Below are 14,851 nucleotides of genomic sequence, written 5' to 3'. Positions count from 1 at the left end.
TATGACCAGAGATGCGCATCAGGGAGAGGAGACCATCACATGGCACAGGAACGTCCGTTTGAGTTTAAAGGTGTAAACCATCTCGCGCTGGTTTGCCGTGATATGAAAAAGACAGTTGAGTTCTACAGGGACAAGCTGGGGATGCCCCTGATCAAGACGATCAATCTGCCCAACAATTCGGGGCAGCACTTCTTCTTTGATTGCGGAAATGGTGACTGTATTGCTTTTTTCTGGTTCCCGGAGGCGCCTGAAGCATCCCCTGGTATCGCGGCGCCAGCCATGCTGCCAACGCAGGGAAGTTTCGTTTCTGCACACGGATCAATGAACCATATTGCCCTGAACATACCAGCGGAGAAATTCGACGAATACTACCAGCGTCTGATTGATATGGGCATTGAGGTGACGCCGATTCTGAACCATGACAACTCCCCTAGCCAGGTCAGCGCTGAGGTCACGGAAGATGTCTTTGTGCGGTCAGTCTATTTCTTTGATCCGGATGGCGTCTGCCTGGAATTCGCAGCCTGGACGAAAGACTTCGATGAAAGCGATGTGGCGCACGAGCCCATATCTGTCGCGGATCTGTAGGCTGGCAGGAATGTGAGGCACAACCCGGGAGTGTGCTGCGCCCTATAGAGTTTATGGAGGGGGAACAGGCGTGTTGCGACGACTGTCTTCTGCCTCCAGATTCTGGTTCACCTTGCTGAGTAGGCGGCGCAGCTCAGACTTCTCTTTTGCCGTCATGCCCTGAGTGGCCAAATCGTTTACTTCCTCAACCAGCGGCATCAGCTTGGCCTTCAGGCGTTTGGCTTTTGGTGTCAGGTAAACATTTATCTTGCGAGCATCTTCGGTGCTTTGTTTGCGCGTGATCAGATCCGCCTTTTCAAGTCGCTTCACAGCGATGACCGTTGTCGGCTCTCGCATGTTTACGCGCTGGCTGAGTTCCCTCTGGCTGATTCCGTCTTCAATCCATAGTACGCGTAGGAAATGCCACTGTGCGGCAGTCACTCCGTATTCTGAGGTGCGGGTCTCCAGGGCGCGGGATACGGACCTAAAGGATTTGCGGACCAGATAGCCAAGACTGTTCGTCCACTCGGCATATGGGCTTTCGGTTTTGGCTTTTCGTACCATTCGATATGCTCTCCAATGATTGCGGCGAGTATCGGATGGGAGCGCTTTCAACGCAAGTGCTGGTTGTAAACGCAAGAGGATGATTTGCAGCTGGAAAATAGTTAGATAGCTATGCAAATAGGTTCCGATTTGCTACCGCTTTAGGAAAGCAAAGAACCAAATGGTTACTAACCGAAAAAAATATGGAGGATCGCCCAATGACATCAGACGCCCGGATCGAGGACGCGGTAGACAGCCGGTTTGTCAGTTCTGTATCGCCCACTGCGCCGAGAATTATGGCAGGCGGTCATCCGTGTCAGGGGATTTACTGGACCCCCAAAGGCAACCCACATCCAAAGGTCGCCTTTATCGCTACGCACTATAATGTTGACTTTTCAGAACATTATTTCGCGGCCTATGTCGCGTCCCGTGGCTATGGTTTTCTGGGATGGAACACGCGCTATCGCGGCGCAGAGGACATGTTCCTGCTGGAGCATGCGTTGGTCGATATCAGTGTCGGGGTGAAATGGTTGCGCGAGCATGCCGGGGTGGAAAAAGTCGTCATCTTTGGCAATTCGGGCGGCGGCTCTCTGATGGCGGCCTATCAGGCCGAAGCAATTGCGCCGACGTTGACAGGGAACCTTGTGGGCGAAGGAGCTGATTGCCTGTCGGCGCTGCCCAAGGCCGATTATTATATCTCCAGCAATGCCCATATTGGCCGTCCTGAAGTGATGACGGACTGGATGGATGCATCTGTAACGGACGAATGGGATCCTGTCGCGACGGACCCTTCACTGGATCCATTCAACCCGGACAATGGTCCGCCATACACGCCGGAGTTTGTGACGCGCTATCGCGCGGCTCAACGCGCCCGAAACCAGCGCATTACAGATTGGGTGAAGCGGGAACTCAAGCGTCTGAATGATGCAGGCATTCCCGACCGGTTGTTCCCGCTCTTTCGCATGTGGGGCGATCTGCGCTGCATGGACCCGTCACTGGACCCATCTGACCGTAAGCCGGGTCTCTGCTATCGCGGCGACCCCCGCGTTGCAAACCGTAGCCCCAGCATCGGCCGGGCCTGTATGCTGACGACCTGGCTGAACATGTGGAGTCTTGAGACGTCCAAATGCCAGGGCGAACCACACTTGAAGAAACTGGATATACCGGCACTGGTCATTCAGGGGACGGCTGATACAGGCGTCTTCCCAAGTGATGCCAAGAGAATTCATGGAGCCATTGGCAGCGAGGACAAGACATTGGAGTTGTTGCCTGGTGCGCACTATTTTGAGGACAGTGCCCAACATCGGCATGATGCGGCTGATGTGGTGTCGGACTGGCTGAAAGCACACCTCTGATCATGGGTGCGCAGACTGCCAAGATTGCAATTCTCGGAGGCGGGGCCATGGGGTCCGTCTTCGCAGGCCTGTTTGCCGAAACCGGACATGAAGTGACGATTGTCAGCCGAGCAGGCGCGCACATGGACGCGATCCGCGCGAATGGCTTGAGGCTGGATGGCGCAAGCGGGGACAGAAGGGTTCAGGTTCGCGCGCTGGATACGCCGCCCTCGGAAGAATTCGACCTCATTATTCTGGCGACCAAGGCCACGCAGGTGGAAGCGGCAGTTGGTAGTCTTGCCCCCATGATTGGGGAGGCAACATCTATATTGGCCATGCAGAACGGCCTGGGGGCTGCAGATATTGTTGCAGGACATGTGGATGCCCACAGGCTGGCCGTTGGTATAGCTGCGGCTTTCGGGGCATCCGTTGTTTCGCCGGGGTACGCCCACCACACGGGAATGGGGGCGATCAAGATTGGCGCTTATCGTGACATGGCTGATGAAAAGACGGCGCAGATTGCGGATTTATGGTGTAGTGCCAGCTTCAAGGCTGAGGCGGTTTCAGACATTCTCACCATGCAGTGGGAAAAGCTGATTTGTAATGCATCTTTCAGCGCGCCGTGCGCCATTACAGGCCTGACGGTGGGAGAGGCGCTGACTGACCCGGCGCTCGGTTCCATCTGCCTTCAGGCTGGTATCGAGACCTGGGAGATCGCAAGGGCCTGCGGCGTGCCTCTTACCGTAACGGATCCAGAAGCCCATGTGCATGCATTTGCGGAGCGGGTTGCTGCGGCGAAACCTTCGCTATTGCAGGATGTGGAAGCTGGCCGACCCAGCGAGATCGATTTTATCAATGGTGCAGTCCCACGCGAAGCAGCGAAAATGGGGCTGAAGGCTCCCGTCAATCAGACCCTCTCGGCCATCGTGAAAGCCATTGAGGCGAAGCGTGGCGCGTGAGGGCGCGCGCCGCGCGACGTTCTAGGCTATAAGCTTTTCAATATGCGGGAGAAGCTCAGGTTTCGCCTCCAGCCCGAAGCCTGGATGGTCTGGCAGGCCAATCATGCCCTCCCTGATTTCAAGATCCGGCAGGTAGCCCCCAAAGGGCTGGAAGACAGAGGGATAGGCTTCGCACCCGCCGAGATTCAGTGCCGCAACGATATGAAGGTTCAGAAGGTGGCCGCCATGCGGGTAGGCCATGGCGCGATCAAAGCCGTGGGCCTCCATGAGAGCGATCATGTCCGCATATTCCGTCAGGCCATAGCTGAGCCCGGCGTCCATCTGGAAGACATCAATGCCCGGACGCATACCGCCGTGGCGCAGCAGGTTCTGCACATCTAGCGCAGAGAACAGGTTCTCTCCTGTGGCGACGGGAGCCTGGTAGGCCTCGATAACCTGGCGGTTGAGGTCATAATCCAGTGGATCGCCCGCTTCCTCATACCATCGCAGACCATAGGGCTTGAGCATCTGTCCGAGGGTAATGGCGCTTTCAAGATCAAACCGTCCATTTGCATCCACACTGATATTTTGACCAGAGCCTGCTTGCTGAATAGCGGTCTCCAAGCGTGCGATATCGTCTCTAGCAGACACCCCTCCAACCTTCACTTTGAATTTCGTGAATCCCATATCCTGATAGGATTTCAATTCATCACGTAGGCGTTCGGTACCATCATTGGGGTAGTAGTATCCGCCTGCCGCATATACACTAACTGTATCGGCGGCTGTGCGGTCAAAATGTTGTGCGATGACGGAGTAAGCCGGTGCATCGGCCAACTTTGCGCAGAGATCCCAGGCTGCTAGCTCAATCGCAGCGATGGCTGAAGCTCGGTCTCCATGACCGCCAGGTTTCTCGTCTCGCATCATGACTTTCTTCAGGGCGGCGGGAGAGAGTTCTCCGGTTGAGTCTGTGTAGGCCTCGGGGGTGGCGGACATGATGCGGGGAATAAGCCGATCACGAATGATGCCGGATTGCGCGAAGCGGCCAATGGAGTTGAAAGCCAAACCTGTGACGGGTTTGCCATTCCGGATGACATCGCTGATCACCGCCACAAGGGAAATGTCATGTCGTGAGAAATCTACCACCGCATTCGCAATGTGGCCCGTCATGCGCACTGCCAGTTCACGGACTTCAACAATTTTCATCAGGTTCTTCCTCCAGATTTTGTGCGCATTGATGGCTTGCAGAAGCCAGAATATATAGATAGCTAAGTAAATTGTGTCTATGCTCTAGGACGGCAACATGCAGGAGAAAACACCATGTCGGCAGTCAAGATACTTGCGCTATCAGGAAGTCTGCAGGACGAGTCCTTTAATCAGCGCCTGCTTGATCGTGCGGTACACTTCGCCCGGGAGGCCGGGGCGGATGTTACGTCGATAAAATTGGAAGACTTTGACCTGCCACTCTATTCGCAGGACCGGGAGATGAATGCTTTCCCGGAAGATGCGAAACGCCTGAAAGCATTGTTCTGTTCGCATGACGCTTTCCTGCTTGCGTCACCGGAGCATAATGGCTCCATCACGACTGCCCTCAAGAATGCGATCGACTGGGTGTCGCGCTCGACGGATGGCGAGCCTCCTCTTGCGCTGACAGGGTTTCGGGGAAAGGTCGCTGGGCTGATGTCGGCATCGCCCAGCCCGTTCGGCGGACTCCGCAGCCTTTCACACCTTCGGCAGATTCTGACCACAGTTCAGACCCTGGTCGTAACGGAGCAAGTGAGCGTCACCTTTGCCCACATTGCATTTGAGGGGCCGGAGCTGATCGACTCCCTTCCAAACCAGTTGCTTCCTTTGTTGGCGAAACGCGTGGTTCAGCTTGCAAAGGTCAGCGCCTGATGAGTGAGTTTGAGCATATGGGTGGGCAGGCTGCAGGTCGTTACCGCTTTCCGGCGCGGCTGGCCTCCTTCATGACATCCTTGCTACTGTCGATTTTCATGTGCGCTTTCGTCTCCCTGATCGCAACTGTGAAGAGCGAGGGACTGAGCCAGGAGCTGTTTGGCGCGTGGATGAGCGCGTGGCTGATCAGTTGGCTGCTAGCGTTTCCAGTTGTGCTGATTGTTATGCCGATTGTACGGCGGATCGTGCGGGCTGTCTGCCACCCGGCTTGAAACTGCCGATCTTGAATTTCTCGTCTCTCTGCCTTGCCTCTGGTGCAGAACATGCGCAATGCTGGGCATATGTTAGCGTGCACAGTTTCGCGGAGGAAAAGATGAAGACCTGGCTCAAGACGACAGTTTTCAGTGTGATGCTGGCGGGGCTTGGGGCCTGTCAGGTACAGGCGCAGGCCGCGCCCCCTGCAGAGGCCGCGCCGCAGCGCGCGCTGCCGGATCTGCCCATTCCTGATGACGCGCCGGAGGCCGACGCCATCTCCCTGATACCTGACGCGGAAGACCATGAGATCTGGGAGCATTTCCTCAACCAGCTGACGGTTAGAAATGTCACGCGCCCCCAGATTTATCCTGTCTATCCATCGGCAGAGAGAAATAACGGCAAGGCCATTATCGTCGTGCCGGGCGGTGGATACATGTTTGCTTCCATTGAGAATGAAGGCTTCCCGATTGCCGAGCGGTTGGCCGCGGAAGGCTATAATGCGTTCGTCCTGAAATATCGCACGCAGCCAACATCGGTGGCACCGGATGCCTTCGTGCAGGAAATGGCTCAGGTCTTTTCAGGCTTGGGCAGCCGGGAATTGGATGCCTATGAGCCTGCGGTCGATGATCTGCGGCTGGCGATGGAATATGTGTCGGCGCATTGCCCAGAGTTGGGATGTGAGCCCGGCAGCGCGGGCCTGATCGGCTTTTCTGCGGGCGCCATGTCCGTGATGCAAGTGCTGCGTACGCCGCCTGAAGGCGTTGCGGTCGACAGTGCCGCCCTGATCTATCCGCCGATGACGCAGCCCGTGGATGGCGAGATCAATCCGCCGCTCTTCCTGGCGATTGCATCGGATGATCCGCTATTCCAGCAAGGCCGGTTCACCCTGCCCAAGGCGTGGTTTGAGACAAATGGCGCGATGGAGTTCCACCTTTACAGCGATGGCGGGCATGGCTTTGGCACGCTGAGGAAGGGTACGAGCAGCTCTAGCTGGCTGGAGCAGTATGTGAACTGGCTGACGCTTGGGGCCGGATCCGGCAAATAGAGCCTGCGCGTCTATTTCTGCAGCTTTGATTTGAAGCTGTCCCTGGCGTCGCTCCTGCGCGCGTCCAGCTTGGTGCGCAGGCTCTTGCGTAGCTCTGAGGCAGCGTCTTTTGAGGACGTCTCAGTTGGCGCGGCTTCGGGCGGCGATGCGCCGCTTTGGGCATCAGGGTTCGGAGTCTGAGAGTAGCCGCAGACCGGACATACGGATCTAAGGGGATCGAGCGGAGCCCCGCAAATATAGCAGTCGCCACTACCAAATTTGTTCTCCGACATGTCTGATATCTCCTGATGGGCGGCAGGCGGCGAAAATGTCTCCATATAGACAGGCGCACGATCCAGCCGTTTCGGGTCACACGGCCCGGTGGCTGGCTCTAAGTTTGGGGGCTGGTCCGGGTCTGAGTGCAAGCGCTCAGTCGGCGCTATGCGAGATTTTTTAAAGATAACTCTATTCGACTAGATTAATCTATCTTACACTTTCCGAAGATCCGGGCAGAGACTCAGGACGATAAAAAGACCTTCGGGAGGAAAACCAAAATGAAACAAGCATCTATGGTGGCTGCGGTCAGTGCCATTGCGCTTATGACGGGTGGACACGTCTTTGCTCAGGAAATGGATGAACCGGCCGATAGTGGCGATGAATTTCGCGAACTGGACCAGGTGACGGTTACCGCGGTCAAGCGCGAGCAGGACCTCAATGACGTGCCCGTCTCGGTCACGGCGTTCACATCGGACCTGCGTGAGGAACTGGCGCTGGATGACCTGTCGGACCTGTCCAGATTTACGCCGAGCCTCGCCTTTTCCGCCGGCGATGACCGTGTCTTTATTCGCGGTGTGGGACGTCAGACGAATACGAACGGATCTGATCCGGGCGTGGCGACCTATTCGGATGGCATTTATGATGCCTCTACTGCGGCCATCTCCAAAAGCGACTTTTTTATCGAGCGCGTAGAGGTGTTGCGGGGGCCGCAAGGCACTCTCTATGGCCGGAACTCGATTGGCGGCGCGATCAATGTGATTTCAAAGCGACCGACGGATGAGTTCGCCGCAGAAGCGCGCGTTACGATCGGCAATTATTCCCTAGCCGAGGTGAATGCGAGCGTGTCCGGGCCGGTCGCCAAGGGCTTGAACCTGAAGCTCGCAGGCTCTTACTTCAATCAGGAGGATGGCTATCTCGAGAATGTAGCGGGAGGAGAAAGCGAAGCGGGCGCCGAGGAGGTTGGCTATCTGGAATTCCAGATGGACGCTGAGGTTACAGAGAGTTTTTCCTTCTGGCTGAAGGCGGACACAGCGGGCGGAAACTACCGTAACCGGACGACTATTTATGGGGGGCCATATGATACAGCGCCATTTCCGAATGGATATCTGACGCCCGGCCCGGCCTTCGGATTTCTGACCCCCGGCTACAACAGTAAGAGCTCGGAAACCAGCAATCCAGCAATTGATGACATTCGTACGTTCGACGTAAACGCGCCGACCAGTTCCAAGATAAATGACAATTACGGCATCTCGACGCTTGCGACCTGGAATCTCGATACAATCGATATCAAATATCTCGGCGGCTACAGGACGTATTATTACGACTCCTATCGCGACGACGACAATACCAGCATGATCTCCTACACGTATCCTCTGGACCCGGCGAATGCGAATGCAGGCGAGGTGCTGACAGGTGGGCCAAACTGCCAATGGCTGCTGGAAAATGTCGGGCCGGTATGTGCTCCGGCTACGATCTATCCGTCTCGTACATTCGGCTATGTCGAGGACAAGGAATATTGGAGCCATGAGGTCAACATTCAGGCGTCGGGAGACCCTGACTTCTGGTGGATCGTCGGGGCTTATGCCTATGAAGAGAATTTTAGCCAGCAGTCGCATTTCGGCAACGCAGCCCAGCCACAAATGAAGACGCCGCTGGCCGCGCCTGAAAACCCAAGCGGTGATTATATTACAGCGCTGTCTGACCTGAATACGAAATCCTATGCGCTTTTTGGTCAGGTGGATTATGCGCTGACGGATGAGCTGACCGTGACGGGTGGTCTGCGCTATTCGGTGGACGAAAAGGAAGGCTCCGAGAGCGTGCGTGTGCTCGGATATGGCATTGTGCCGGGCTTTACGCTCGGCGGATCCGGTATCTTCGCGCCCGTACTTGATTTGACGGCGTCCTCTATCAGCTATCAGCAGGCCGCTGGTGTGGACAGCGAAGTGACGATTGACTCAGACACCGGACTGGCGCACAGGCGCCTGAAGAATTCCTGGAATGCGTGGAGTGGCACGGCTGGTATTCAGTGGCAACCTGACATTCGTTCAAACTACTTCTTCCGCTATGCACGTGGCTATAAATCGGGCGGGTTCAATGCAGGCGGCATCAGCCAATTCCCGCAGACGGACGAAGAGCTGATCGATTCCTACGAACTTGGCCTGAAGAAGACGCTGGGAGACACTCTGCAGGTGAATGCCACCGCCTATTATTACATCTATGACGGCTTGCAGATCCCGCTGGATGTCCAGGAGAATGGCCTTCGCCTGACGCGCTTCTTCAATCTGGAAGAGTCGACGGCGCGAGGGATCGAGTTGGAGACAAATTGGTCGCCTACGGACAGGCTGCGCTTCCTGTTCAGCTATGCCTATAATGACTCAGAGATCCAGAATGCCTGCTGCTTTGTAGACATTGCTGACCCGTATGCCACACAGCCCGGCGCGCAGCCGGTCGGCCAGCCTGACGCAAGCAGCAACCAGTATCAGAGCCTTGAAGGCGAGATGCTGCCGCGCACCATTCCCAACAAGTTCGGTCTGAATGCCAGCTATACTGTTCCGTTGGCAGATAGCGGGGACCTGACGCTAACCGCCAACTATTCCTGGCAGGACGCAACCTATCACAGCGTATTCAATCGTTCCTATAACGAAACGCCGTCCTATGAACAGGTTGATCTAATCGCGCTTTTCAGGAGTGTGGATGATGCTTACAGCATTATCGGCTATGTGAAGAATGTGTTCGATGAACAGGGCTATGACGGCTCTAACGGCACATTCCTTTACCAACCATTCGGAACTGTCGCGCAGACATACTATATGACTGCGCCGCGCACCTATGGTGTGCAAATCCAGATGCGGTTTTAGTAGGCGGGCAAATGCAACACACACCGCTTGAAGCTACCCGGAAGCTGCCAATGTCGACCAAGCTCATTTATGGGCTTGGTACGGTGGCTTTCGGCATCAAGGACAATGGCTTCAATGCCCTGCTGATGATCTATTATAATCAGGTCGTCGGCTTGTCAGCGGGCTGGGTGGGCGCCGCGATCATGATCGCCATGATCGCGGATGCCGTGCTGGACCCGATCGTCGGGCAATGGTCCGACAGTTTACGGAGCAAGTGGGGGCGACGTCACCCCTTCATGTACGCATCGGTTCTGCCGGTGGGCATATTATATTTTGCCCTGTGGATGCCTCCGACAGGCGTATCGGACATTACACTGTTTGCGTATTTGCTCGTTATCACGAGTGGGACACGGATCGCGATTGGCGTTTACGAAATTCCCTCGACGGCTCTGCTCGCGGAATTCACGCAGGATTATCACGAGCGAACCGTGCTGGTTGCCTACCGCTTTTTCTTCGGCGTGGTTGGCGGCATCCTTATGGGCATTGTGGTGTTCAGCATGATCTTTGCTGATGATCCGGTGAGCCCCGGCGGCCTGCTGGATGCTTCGGGCTATCATCGCTATGCGGCCATTGCGGCGCCTCTGATGGCGACAGCAATTTTTTTGTCTACGCTGGGGACACATGGCCGTATCTTCAGTCTGGCAAAGCTGCCGCCCCCGCAACATGAAGGCGTGCTGAAGACCGCGCGCAACATGTTTTCAACCTTGTTCGACCGCACCAATGCACCGATCCTGATCGGCAGTATTTTCGGCTCCATGGCGGGCGGACTGAATGCCGGACTGATGATTTATTTGCAGACCTATTTCTGGGAATTGTCATCTGACCAGGTCGCGACCCTGACATCGGCCGGCCTATTGGGCGTCGTGCTCGCCTTTGTTTTGGTGCTGCCTTTGTCCAAGAGTTTCGGCAAAAAATGGACGACCCTGGCGCTCTATAGCCTGACTCTGCTGGCCATTGTTCTGCCGGTTGCCTTGAGGTTGTTTGGTTTGTTCCCGGAGAATGGCAGCCCTGCGCTCGTGCCGCTGTTATTTGTGTTCATGGCAATTGTCGTGATGTCTGTCATCGCGGCGTCGATTCTGATTGCGTCCATGGTCGCGGATGTGACGGATCAGATCCTCCTGAAGACAGGGCGGCAATCGGAGGGGCTCATCTTTTCGGCGACCACCTTCGTCAACAAGACCATTTCCGGCACCGGCGTGCTTGTGTCCGGGCTGATCCTGACGCTGGTCGGTTTTCCGGAGGAGGCAAAGCCCGGGCAGGTGGACCAGAGCATCGTTACAAATCTGGCGATTGTGTTCTCACTCGCAACGTTGTTCTTCACCACTACCGCCCTGATCATCACCAGCTTCTATCCCGTTTCGGAAGAAGATCATCAGTTGGCGGTCGAGGAACTGGCCCGCAAGCGTGCGCCAGAGCCAATTTTCAAGCAGGAGGTTTCATGATCGGCCAGGCCGAGAACAAAAACACACATGTGAGGGCACATGCAGATGAATAGTCTGGATTTGTTGATCCGGATGGCCGGGTGTCTTAAGTGCCCCCGAAATTATATACGCTGGCCCGAACGGGTCGGCCCAAGAGACGTGTAATGGTAGATCGTTCCAAATCAGACAAGTCTGCACTGATGGCGGAGGTGAAGTATCCGCGCCGCACGGAGCGGCGTCGGCGCACGCGCGCATCCATTCTGCGCGAGGCGGCGAAGCTATTCGGCAAGGATGGCTATGGTGCAACCACTATGCAGGCGATTGCTGACGCGGCGGACATTCATGTCACGACGCTTTTCATGCACTTCAAGACCAAGAACGATCTGGCGCTGAGCCTGGTCACGGCGCGCGTTGATGAGCTGCGTGACCGGGCCGTTCAGGCGCAAGGTGAACTGGCATTCTTTGATTTCTTTCGCGCAGAAGCCCTCAATTTGGCAGATACTCTGGAGGCAGAGTCACGCCCGGGTGTCGCGCTGTGGAATGCGTTGCGAAACGAGGCGGATCTTGCCTTCGCGTGGAGCGAATATCACCACGAGCAACAGGACATATACGCCAATTACGTGGCCGCGGAATATGCGCTGGATCGCAGTGATGATTACAGGCCGGAACTGGTCGTGTCGCTCTTGCTGACCGCCATATCCCTGCCTCACCGCAAATGGGTGGAGGCTGGCGGCAAGATCGAGCTTGGGACGGAAATTACGCGCGCACTGGAGATCGCTATTCCGGCTGCGCGGCAGATGCTGAAATAGGATACGCGGGACAGGCTGTGCCAAGTGGGGAGACATCAGCCGCTTTGCATATATGATGTGATTGGCCTTTCGGCATTCATATCCGAAACAGACCCGCAGAGCAGAGCAAGTGAAACGCCATGACGGAACTTCCCTATAAAGCGCCCGCCCTGGAAAAGGGGCTCGATATTCTGGAATGTCTTGCCACGGTGAGGGCGCCGCAATCCATCTCGGATATTGCGCGAAATCTGGGCCGTTCCCGCAGTGAGATCTATCGCATGGTCGTGGTGCTTGAGGCACGCGGATATGTTGAGCGCACGGATGATCCGGAAAAGCTACAGCTATCTAACCGCCTGTTTGAAATAGGCATGCGGTCTCCGCCGAAGATGAATTTGCATGAGGCCGCGCTGCCGGAAATGTCTGCGCTTGCCAGCCGCATGATGCAGTCCATTCAACTGGCCGTTATTAGCTCAGACCAGATCGTTGTCATTGCGCGCACCGAAAGCCCGGATGATGTCGGCTTCAGTGTGCGGCTGGGGCATCGGCGCTCCATTATGAAGTCAGCATCCGGGCTTGTTTTGTTTGCTTTCGCTTCGTCCGTACAGAAAACCAAGATTCTGGCGGATCTGAAAGCGGGAGGCGCAAGCGCCGCCGAGATCGACTCTCTTGAAGGGCAGTGTGAACAGGTTCGCCAAACCGGCTATGTCTGCATGCCGTCGCTCATGGTTGATGGCGTGACAGATATTGGCGCGCCTATCTTTGACTCTGCCTCAAGTGGTGCGGTCGCCAGTCTGACTGTGCCCTTTGTCGTGACGCGCCGGGCGGCAGTAACAGTGGAGGAAGCGCCAGGGATGGTTGCGGATGCGGCCGGACGGATTTCTGCCATTTTGGGGCACGCCGTCATTCAGGGTGCCTAGTCCAGGTGGAACACTTCTTCCATGGGAACCCACCATTCTCCTGTTTCGGCTGAGTCGAGCGGTGCCTGGCATGGGTCTGTCAGGGCCCACCATTTTTTCGTGTCCGGATCTTCACCCATTTTGGCCATGTCGGCCTCAATATCATTGCCGTGATATTCATAGATGCCGACCAGAAAATTTTCTGGCTCTCTCAGGAAGATGCTGTAGTTGCGGATGTTGCATGCGGTTATCTGGCTCAAAATACTCGGCCATGCATCGGCGTGAAGCGCCTTGTATTCCGTGGTTTTCTCCGGTTTCAGTTTGATCATCCACGCTTTGCGTTCCATGATTTCCTTCTCCCTGTCAGGTGTTTGCCGCCCGGCATACTCAATCCTCTTACTGATTATGCTGCCATGAACCAGTCGGGCAGGCGATGGTATTTTCTCAAAATTATATCGTTCATATACGATCATGGTAGTTGCATATGAAACGCACGGGGCGTATAAAGCATGTAACAGCCAACCCGGAAAGAGGTGGCGAGGGAGGAAAATCATGCGAGGCGGCCTGCGCTGTTCCCACATAGGATGTGGATTGCTTCTGATTGCTCGCACAGGGGGATCAGATCTTTGACGTACTTACCGACAGTTGAGAGCCTTCAGGCGCATGAGGCGCCCGATTGGTTCCGAGATGCAAAGTTCGGCATTTTCATCCACTGGGGGCCATATTCCATTCCGGCTTTCGCGCCACATGCCAAAACCATTATTGATGCGGGGGATGAGAAGGACGGCTTTGCGAATACGCCTTATGCTGCCTGGTACCAGAACACGATGTTATTTGAGGATAGTCCGACGGCGGCATATCACCGTGAGACGTATGGTGTGGACTATTCGTATGATCATTTCGGGGATGCGTTCAATGAGGCGCTGGAGGACTGGGACCCTGTGTCATGGGCGCGGCTCTTCAAGGCGTCCGGTGCGCGCTATGTGGTTCTGGTGACGAAGCATCATGACGGCTTTGCGCTGTGGCCGAGCGATGTAAAGAATCCGAACAAGGAAAACTGGCATACAAGCCGCGATGTGGTAGGTGAGCTGGCCGAGGCTGTTCGGGCCGAAGGGCTGAAGTTCGGCGTGTATTATTCGGGCGGTGTGGACTGGACATTCAAGCATGAGCGGATCGAAAGCTTTGCAGGGTTCATGACCTCCATTCCCGGTGAGGCAGAGGGTTATATCGACTATGCCAATGCGCAGTATGAGGAACTGATCGAGCGCTACAAGCCGGATTATCTATGGAATGACATTGCCTATCCGAGCGCGCAGTCTTCGTATGACATTCTGGCGAAGTATTACAACACAGTCCCGGAGGGACTGACCAATGACCGGTGGATTGCGCCGGATGGGCAGCTGCCGGAGGGGGCGTTTGACAAGCCTGAGGGGTTGACGGGCCTGCTGCCGCCGATGCCGATGGTGTGGGATGTGCGCACGCCAGAATATGGCATGTTCGAGCGTATGCTGCCCTTTCTGTGGGAGACGACGCGGGGTATGGGGCACTCGTTCGCGTATAACCGGAATGAAACGGATGAAGATTATATCAGCCGGGACGGGATCGTCTCGATGCTGGCGCGGTCAGCGTGCTTCAATGGCAATGTTCTGCTGAATGTGGGGCCGCGGGGTGACACGATCATCCCGCCGGGTCAGGCGGCTCGACTGGAGGCTGTGGGAGCATGGTTGAGCGTGGCGGGCGAGGGTATCCATGACACACGGCCTGTTCTGCTGCCGGAGCGTGAGGCGGGCGGCCTGGCCATTGGCGCGACGCGAGGCGGGGGCGCGCTTTACCTGCATGTGTTCGGCGTGCCGGAGGGTGAGACGCTGAGCCTGAGGCTGCCGGCGGAAATAGGCGAGGTAACATCTATTACCCAGCTGGGCGGAGAGGTTAGCGACTGGTCCGCCAGCGACGGCCGTCTCAGGCTCACCGTCCCCGCTTGGGCAGACACCGCCGTGCAAAGCCTCAAACTGGGGGTGAAGG

The 14,851-nt window shown here is 56.1% G+C and carries 15 protein-coding genes; 11 read left to right on the top strand and 4 right to left on the bottom strand.

Annotation, left to right across the window (positions count from 1 at the left end; translation table 11 throughout):
- Positions 1 to 39: 39 nt before the first annotated feature.
- Positions 40 to 585, top strand: a complete 546-nt coding sequence (locus HY2_RS13490) for a VOC family protein (RefSeq protein WP_034828515.1) — start codon at positions 40 to 42, stop codon at positions 583 to 585.
- Positions 586 to 636: 51 nt separating this feature from the next.
- Here HY2_RS13490 and HY2_RS13485 read toward each other — a convergent pair whose 3' ends face one another.
- A complete protein-coding gene (locus HY2_RS13485; protein ID WP_034828513.1) occupies positions 637 to 1,128 on the bottom strand; it encodes a MarR family winged helix-turn-helix transcriptional regulator in 492 nt (163 codons plus the stop codon).
- 197 nt (positions 1,129 to 1,325) lie between these two features.
- Between HY2_RS13485 and HY2_RS13480 the strand changes: the two genes are divergently transcribed.
- Positions 1,326 to 2,462, top strand: coding sequence for an alpha/beta hydrolase (locus tag HY2_RS13480; RefSeq protein ID WP_034828511.1), 1,137 nt, complete (start codon positions 1,326 to 1,328; stop codon positions 2,460 to 2,462).
- Positions 2,463 to 2,464: 2 nt separating this feature from the next.
- Positions 2,465 to 3,400, top strand: a complete 936-nt coding sequence (locus HY2_RS13475) for a ketopantoate reductase family protein (RefSeq protein ID WP_034828509.1) — start codon at positions 2,465 to 2,467, stop codon at positions 3,398 to 3,400.
- 21 nt (positions 3,401 to 3,421) lie between these two features.
- Here the strand turns inward: HY2_RS13475 and HY2_RS13470 are convergent, their stop codons facing one another.
- Entirely contained in the window at positions 3,422 to 4,582 is a 1,161-nt protein-coding gene (locus HY2_RS13470; RefSeq protein WP_034828507.1) for an enolase C-terminal domain-like protein, read from the bottom strand.
- Between the two features lie 114 nt (positions 4,583 to 4,696).
- On the opposite strand from HY2_RS13470, the gene HY2_RS13465 reads away from it, so the two are divergent.
- The 3 genes from HY2_RS13465 to HY2_RS13455 all read left to right on the top strand — a co-directional run bounded on the left by HY2_RS13465 (position 4,697) and on the right by HY2_RS13455 (position 6,572).
- The gene (locus HY2_RS13465) at positions 4,697 to 5,272 is read left to right on the top strand and encodes an NADPH-dependent FMN reductase (RefSeq protein ID WP_034828505.1); all 576 of its coding nucleotides are present in this window, start codon (positions 4,697 to 4,699) and stop codon (positions 5,270 to 5,272) included.
- Positions 5,272 to 5,544 (top strand): DUF2798 domain-containing protein, encoded by a 273-nt coding sequence (locus HY2_RS13460; protein ID WP_034828503.1) that lies wholly within the window; start codon positions 5,272 to 5,274, stop codon positions 5,542 to 5,544. Before HY2_RS13465 ends, HY2_RS13460 begins: the two co-directional genes overlap by 1 nt.
- Before the next feature lie 101 nt (positions 5,545 to 5,645).
- Positions 5,646 to 6,572 (top strand): alpha/beta hydrolase, encoded by a 927-nt coding sequence (locus tag HY2_RS13455; RefSeq protein WP_146617195.1) that lies wholly within the window; start codon positions 5,646 to 5,648, stop codon positions 6,570 to 6,572.
- A gap of 11 nt (positions 6,573 to 6,583) precedes the next feature.
- Here the strand turns inward: HY2_RS13455 and HY2_RS13450 are convergent, their stop codons facing one another.
- Positions 6,584 to 6,844 (bottom strand): hypothetical protein, encoded by a 261-nt coding sequence (locus HY2_RS13450; protein ID WP_034828499.1) that lies wholly within the window; start codon positions 6,842 to 6,844, stop codon positions 6,584 to 6,586.
- A gap of 261 nt (positions 6,845 to 7,105) precedes the next feature.
- Here HY2_RS13450 and HY2_RS13445 point away from each other — a divergent pair, with 261 nt between their 5' ends.
- From HY2_RS13445 to HY2_RS13430, 4 genes are all read left to right on the top strand, one after another.
- Positions 7,106 to 9,685 (top strand): TonB-dependent receptor, encoded by a 2,580-nt coding sequence (locus HY2_RS13445; RefSeq protein ID WP_034828497.1) that lies wholly within the window; start codon positions 7,106 to 7,108, stop codon positions 9,683 to 9,685.
- Positions 9,686 to 9,735: 50 nt separating this feature from the next.
- Positions 9,736 to 11,166, top strand: a complete 1,431-nt coding sequence (locus tag HY2_RS13440) for an MFS transporter (RefSeq protein WP_233346800.1) — start codon at positions 9,736 to 9,738, stop codon at positions 11,164 to 11,166.
- Positions 11,167 to 11,309: 143 nt separating this feature from the next.
- Positions 11,310 to 11,954, top strand: coding sequence for a TetR/AcrR family transcriptional regulator (locus HY2_RS16875; protein WP_051595042.1), 645 nt, complete (start codon positions 11,310 to 11,312; stop codon positions 11,952 to 11,954).
- 119 nt (positions 11,955 to 12,073) lie between these two features.
- Complete coding sequence (locus HY2_RS13430; protein ID WP_034828493.1) at positions 12,074 to 12,850, top strand: IclR family transcriptional regulator; 777 nt, start codon at positions 12,074 to 12,076, stop codon at positions 12,848 to 12,850.
- Here HY2_RS13430 and HY2_RS13425 read toward each other — a convergent pair.
- Positions 12,847 to 13,176 (bottom strand): L-rhamnose mutarotase, encoded by a 330-nt coding sequence (locus HY2_RS13425; RefSeq protein WP_034828491.1) that lies wholly within the window; start codon positions 13,174 to 13,176, stop codon positions 12,847 to 12,849. The genes HY2_RS13430 and HY2_RS13425 overlap by 4 nt on opposite strands.
- Positions 13,177 to 13,455: 279 nt before the next feature.
- Between HY2_RS13425 and HY2_RS13420 the strand changes: the two genes are divergently transcribed.
- On the top strand, positions 13,456 to 14,851 hold a 1,396-nt coding region (locus HY2_RS13420), incomplete at its 3' end, for an alpha-L-fucosidase (RefSeq protein WP_051595041.1).

Source organism: Hyphomonas pacifica, from assembly GCF_000682675.1.
Lineage (GTDB): Bacteria > Pseudomonadota > Alphaproteobacteria > Caulobacterales > Hyphomonadaceae > Hyphomonas > Hyphomonas pacifica.
The sequence above is the reverse complement of the archived record's forward strand: the minus strand, read 5'-3'. Positions and strand labels throughout refer to the sequence as shown.

Coding starts and splice junctions, on each gene's coding strand:
- HY2_RS13490 (WP_034828515.1), top strand. CDS start 40: ATGGCACAGGAACGTCCGTTTGAGTTTAAAGGTGTAAACCATCTCGCG.
- HY2_RS13485 (WP_034828513.1), bottom strand. CDS start 1,128: ATGGTACGAAAAGCCAAAACCGAAAGCCCATATGCCGAGTGGACGAAC.
- HY2_RS13480 (WP_034828511.1), top strand. CDS start 1,326: ATGACATCAGACGCCCGGATCGAGGACGCGGTAGACAGCCGGTTTGTC.
- HY2_RS13475 (WP_034828509.1), top strand. CDS start 2,465: ATGGGTGCGCAGACTGCCAAGATTGCAATTCTCGGAGGCGGGGCCATG.
- HY2_RS13470 (WP_034828507.1), bottom strand. CDS start 4,582: ATGAAAATTGTTGAAGTCCGTGAACTGGCAGTGCGCATGACGGGCCAC.
- HY2_RS13465 (WP_034828505.1), top strand. CDS start 4,697: ATGTCGGCAGTCAAGATACTTGCGCTATCAGGAAGTCTGCAGGACGAG.
- HY2_RS13460 (WP_034828503.1), top strand. CDS start 5,272: ATGAGTGAGTTTGAGCATATGGGTGGGCAGGCTGCAGGTCGTTACCGC.
- HY2_RS13455 (WP_146617195.1), top strand. CDS start 5,646: ATGAAGACCTGGCTCAAGACGACAGTTTTCAGTGTGATGCTGGCGGGG.
- HY2_RS13450 (WP_034828499.1), bottom strand. CDS start 6,844: ATGTCGGAGAACAAATTTGGTAGTGGCGACTGCTATATTTGCGGGGCT.
- HY2_RS13445 (WP_034828497.1), top strand. CDS start 7,106: ATGAAACAAGCATCTATGGTGGCTGCGGTCAGTGCCATTGCGCTTATG.
- HY2_RS13440 (WP_233346800.1), top strand. CDS start 9,736: ATGTCGACCAAGCTCATTTATGGGCTTGGTACGGTGGCTTTCGGCATC.
- HY2_RS16875 (WP_051595042.1), top strand. CDS start 11,310: ATGGTAGATCGTTCCAAATCAGACAAGTCTGCACTGATGGCGGAGGTG.
- HY2_RS13430 (WP_034828493.1), top strand. CDS start 12,074: ATGACGGAACTTCCCTATAAAGCGCCCGCCCTGGAAAAGGGGCTCGAT.
- HY2_RS13425 (WP_034828491.1), bottom strand. CDS start 13,176: ATGGAACGCAAAGCGTGGATGATCAAACTGAAACCGGAGAAAACCACG.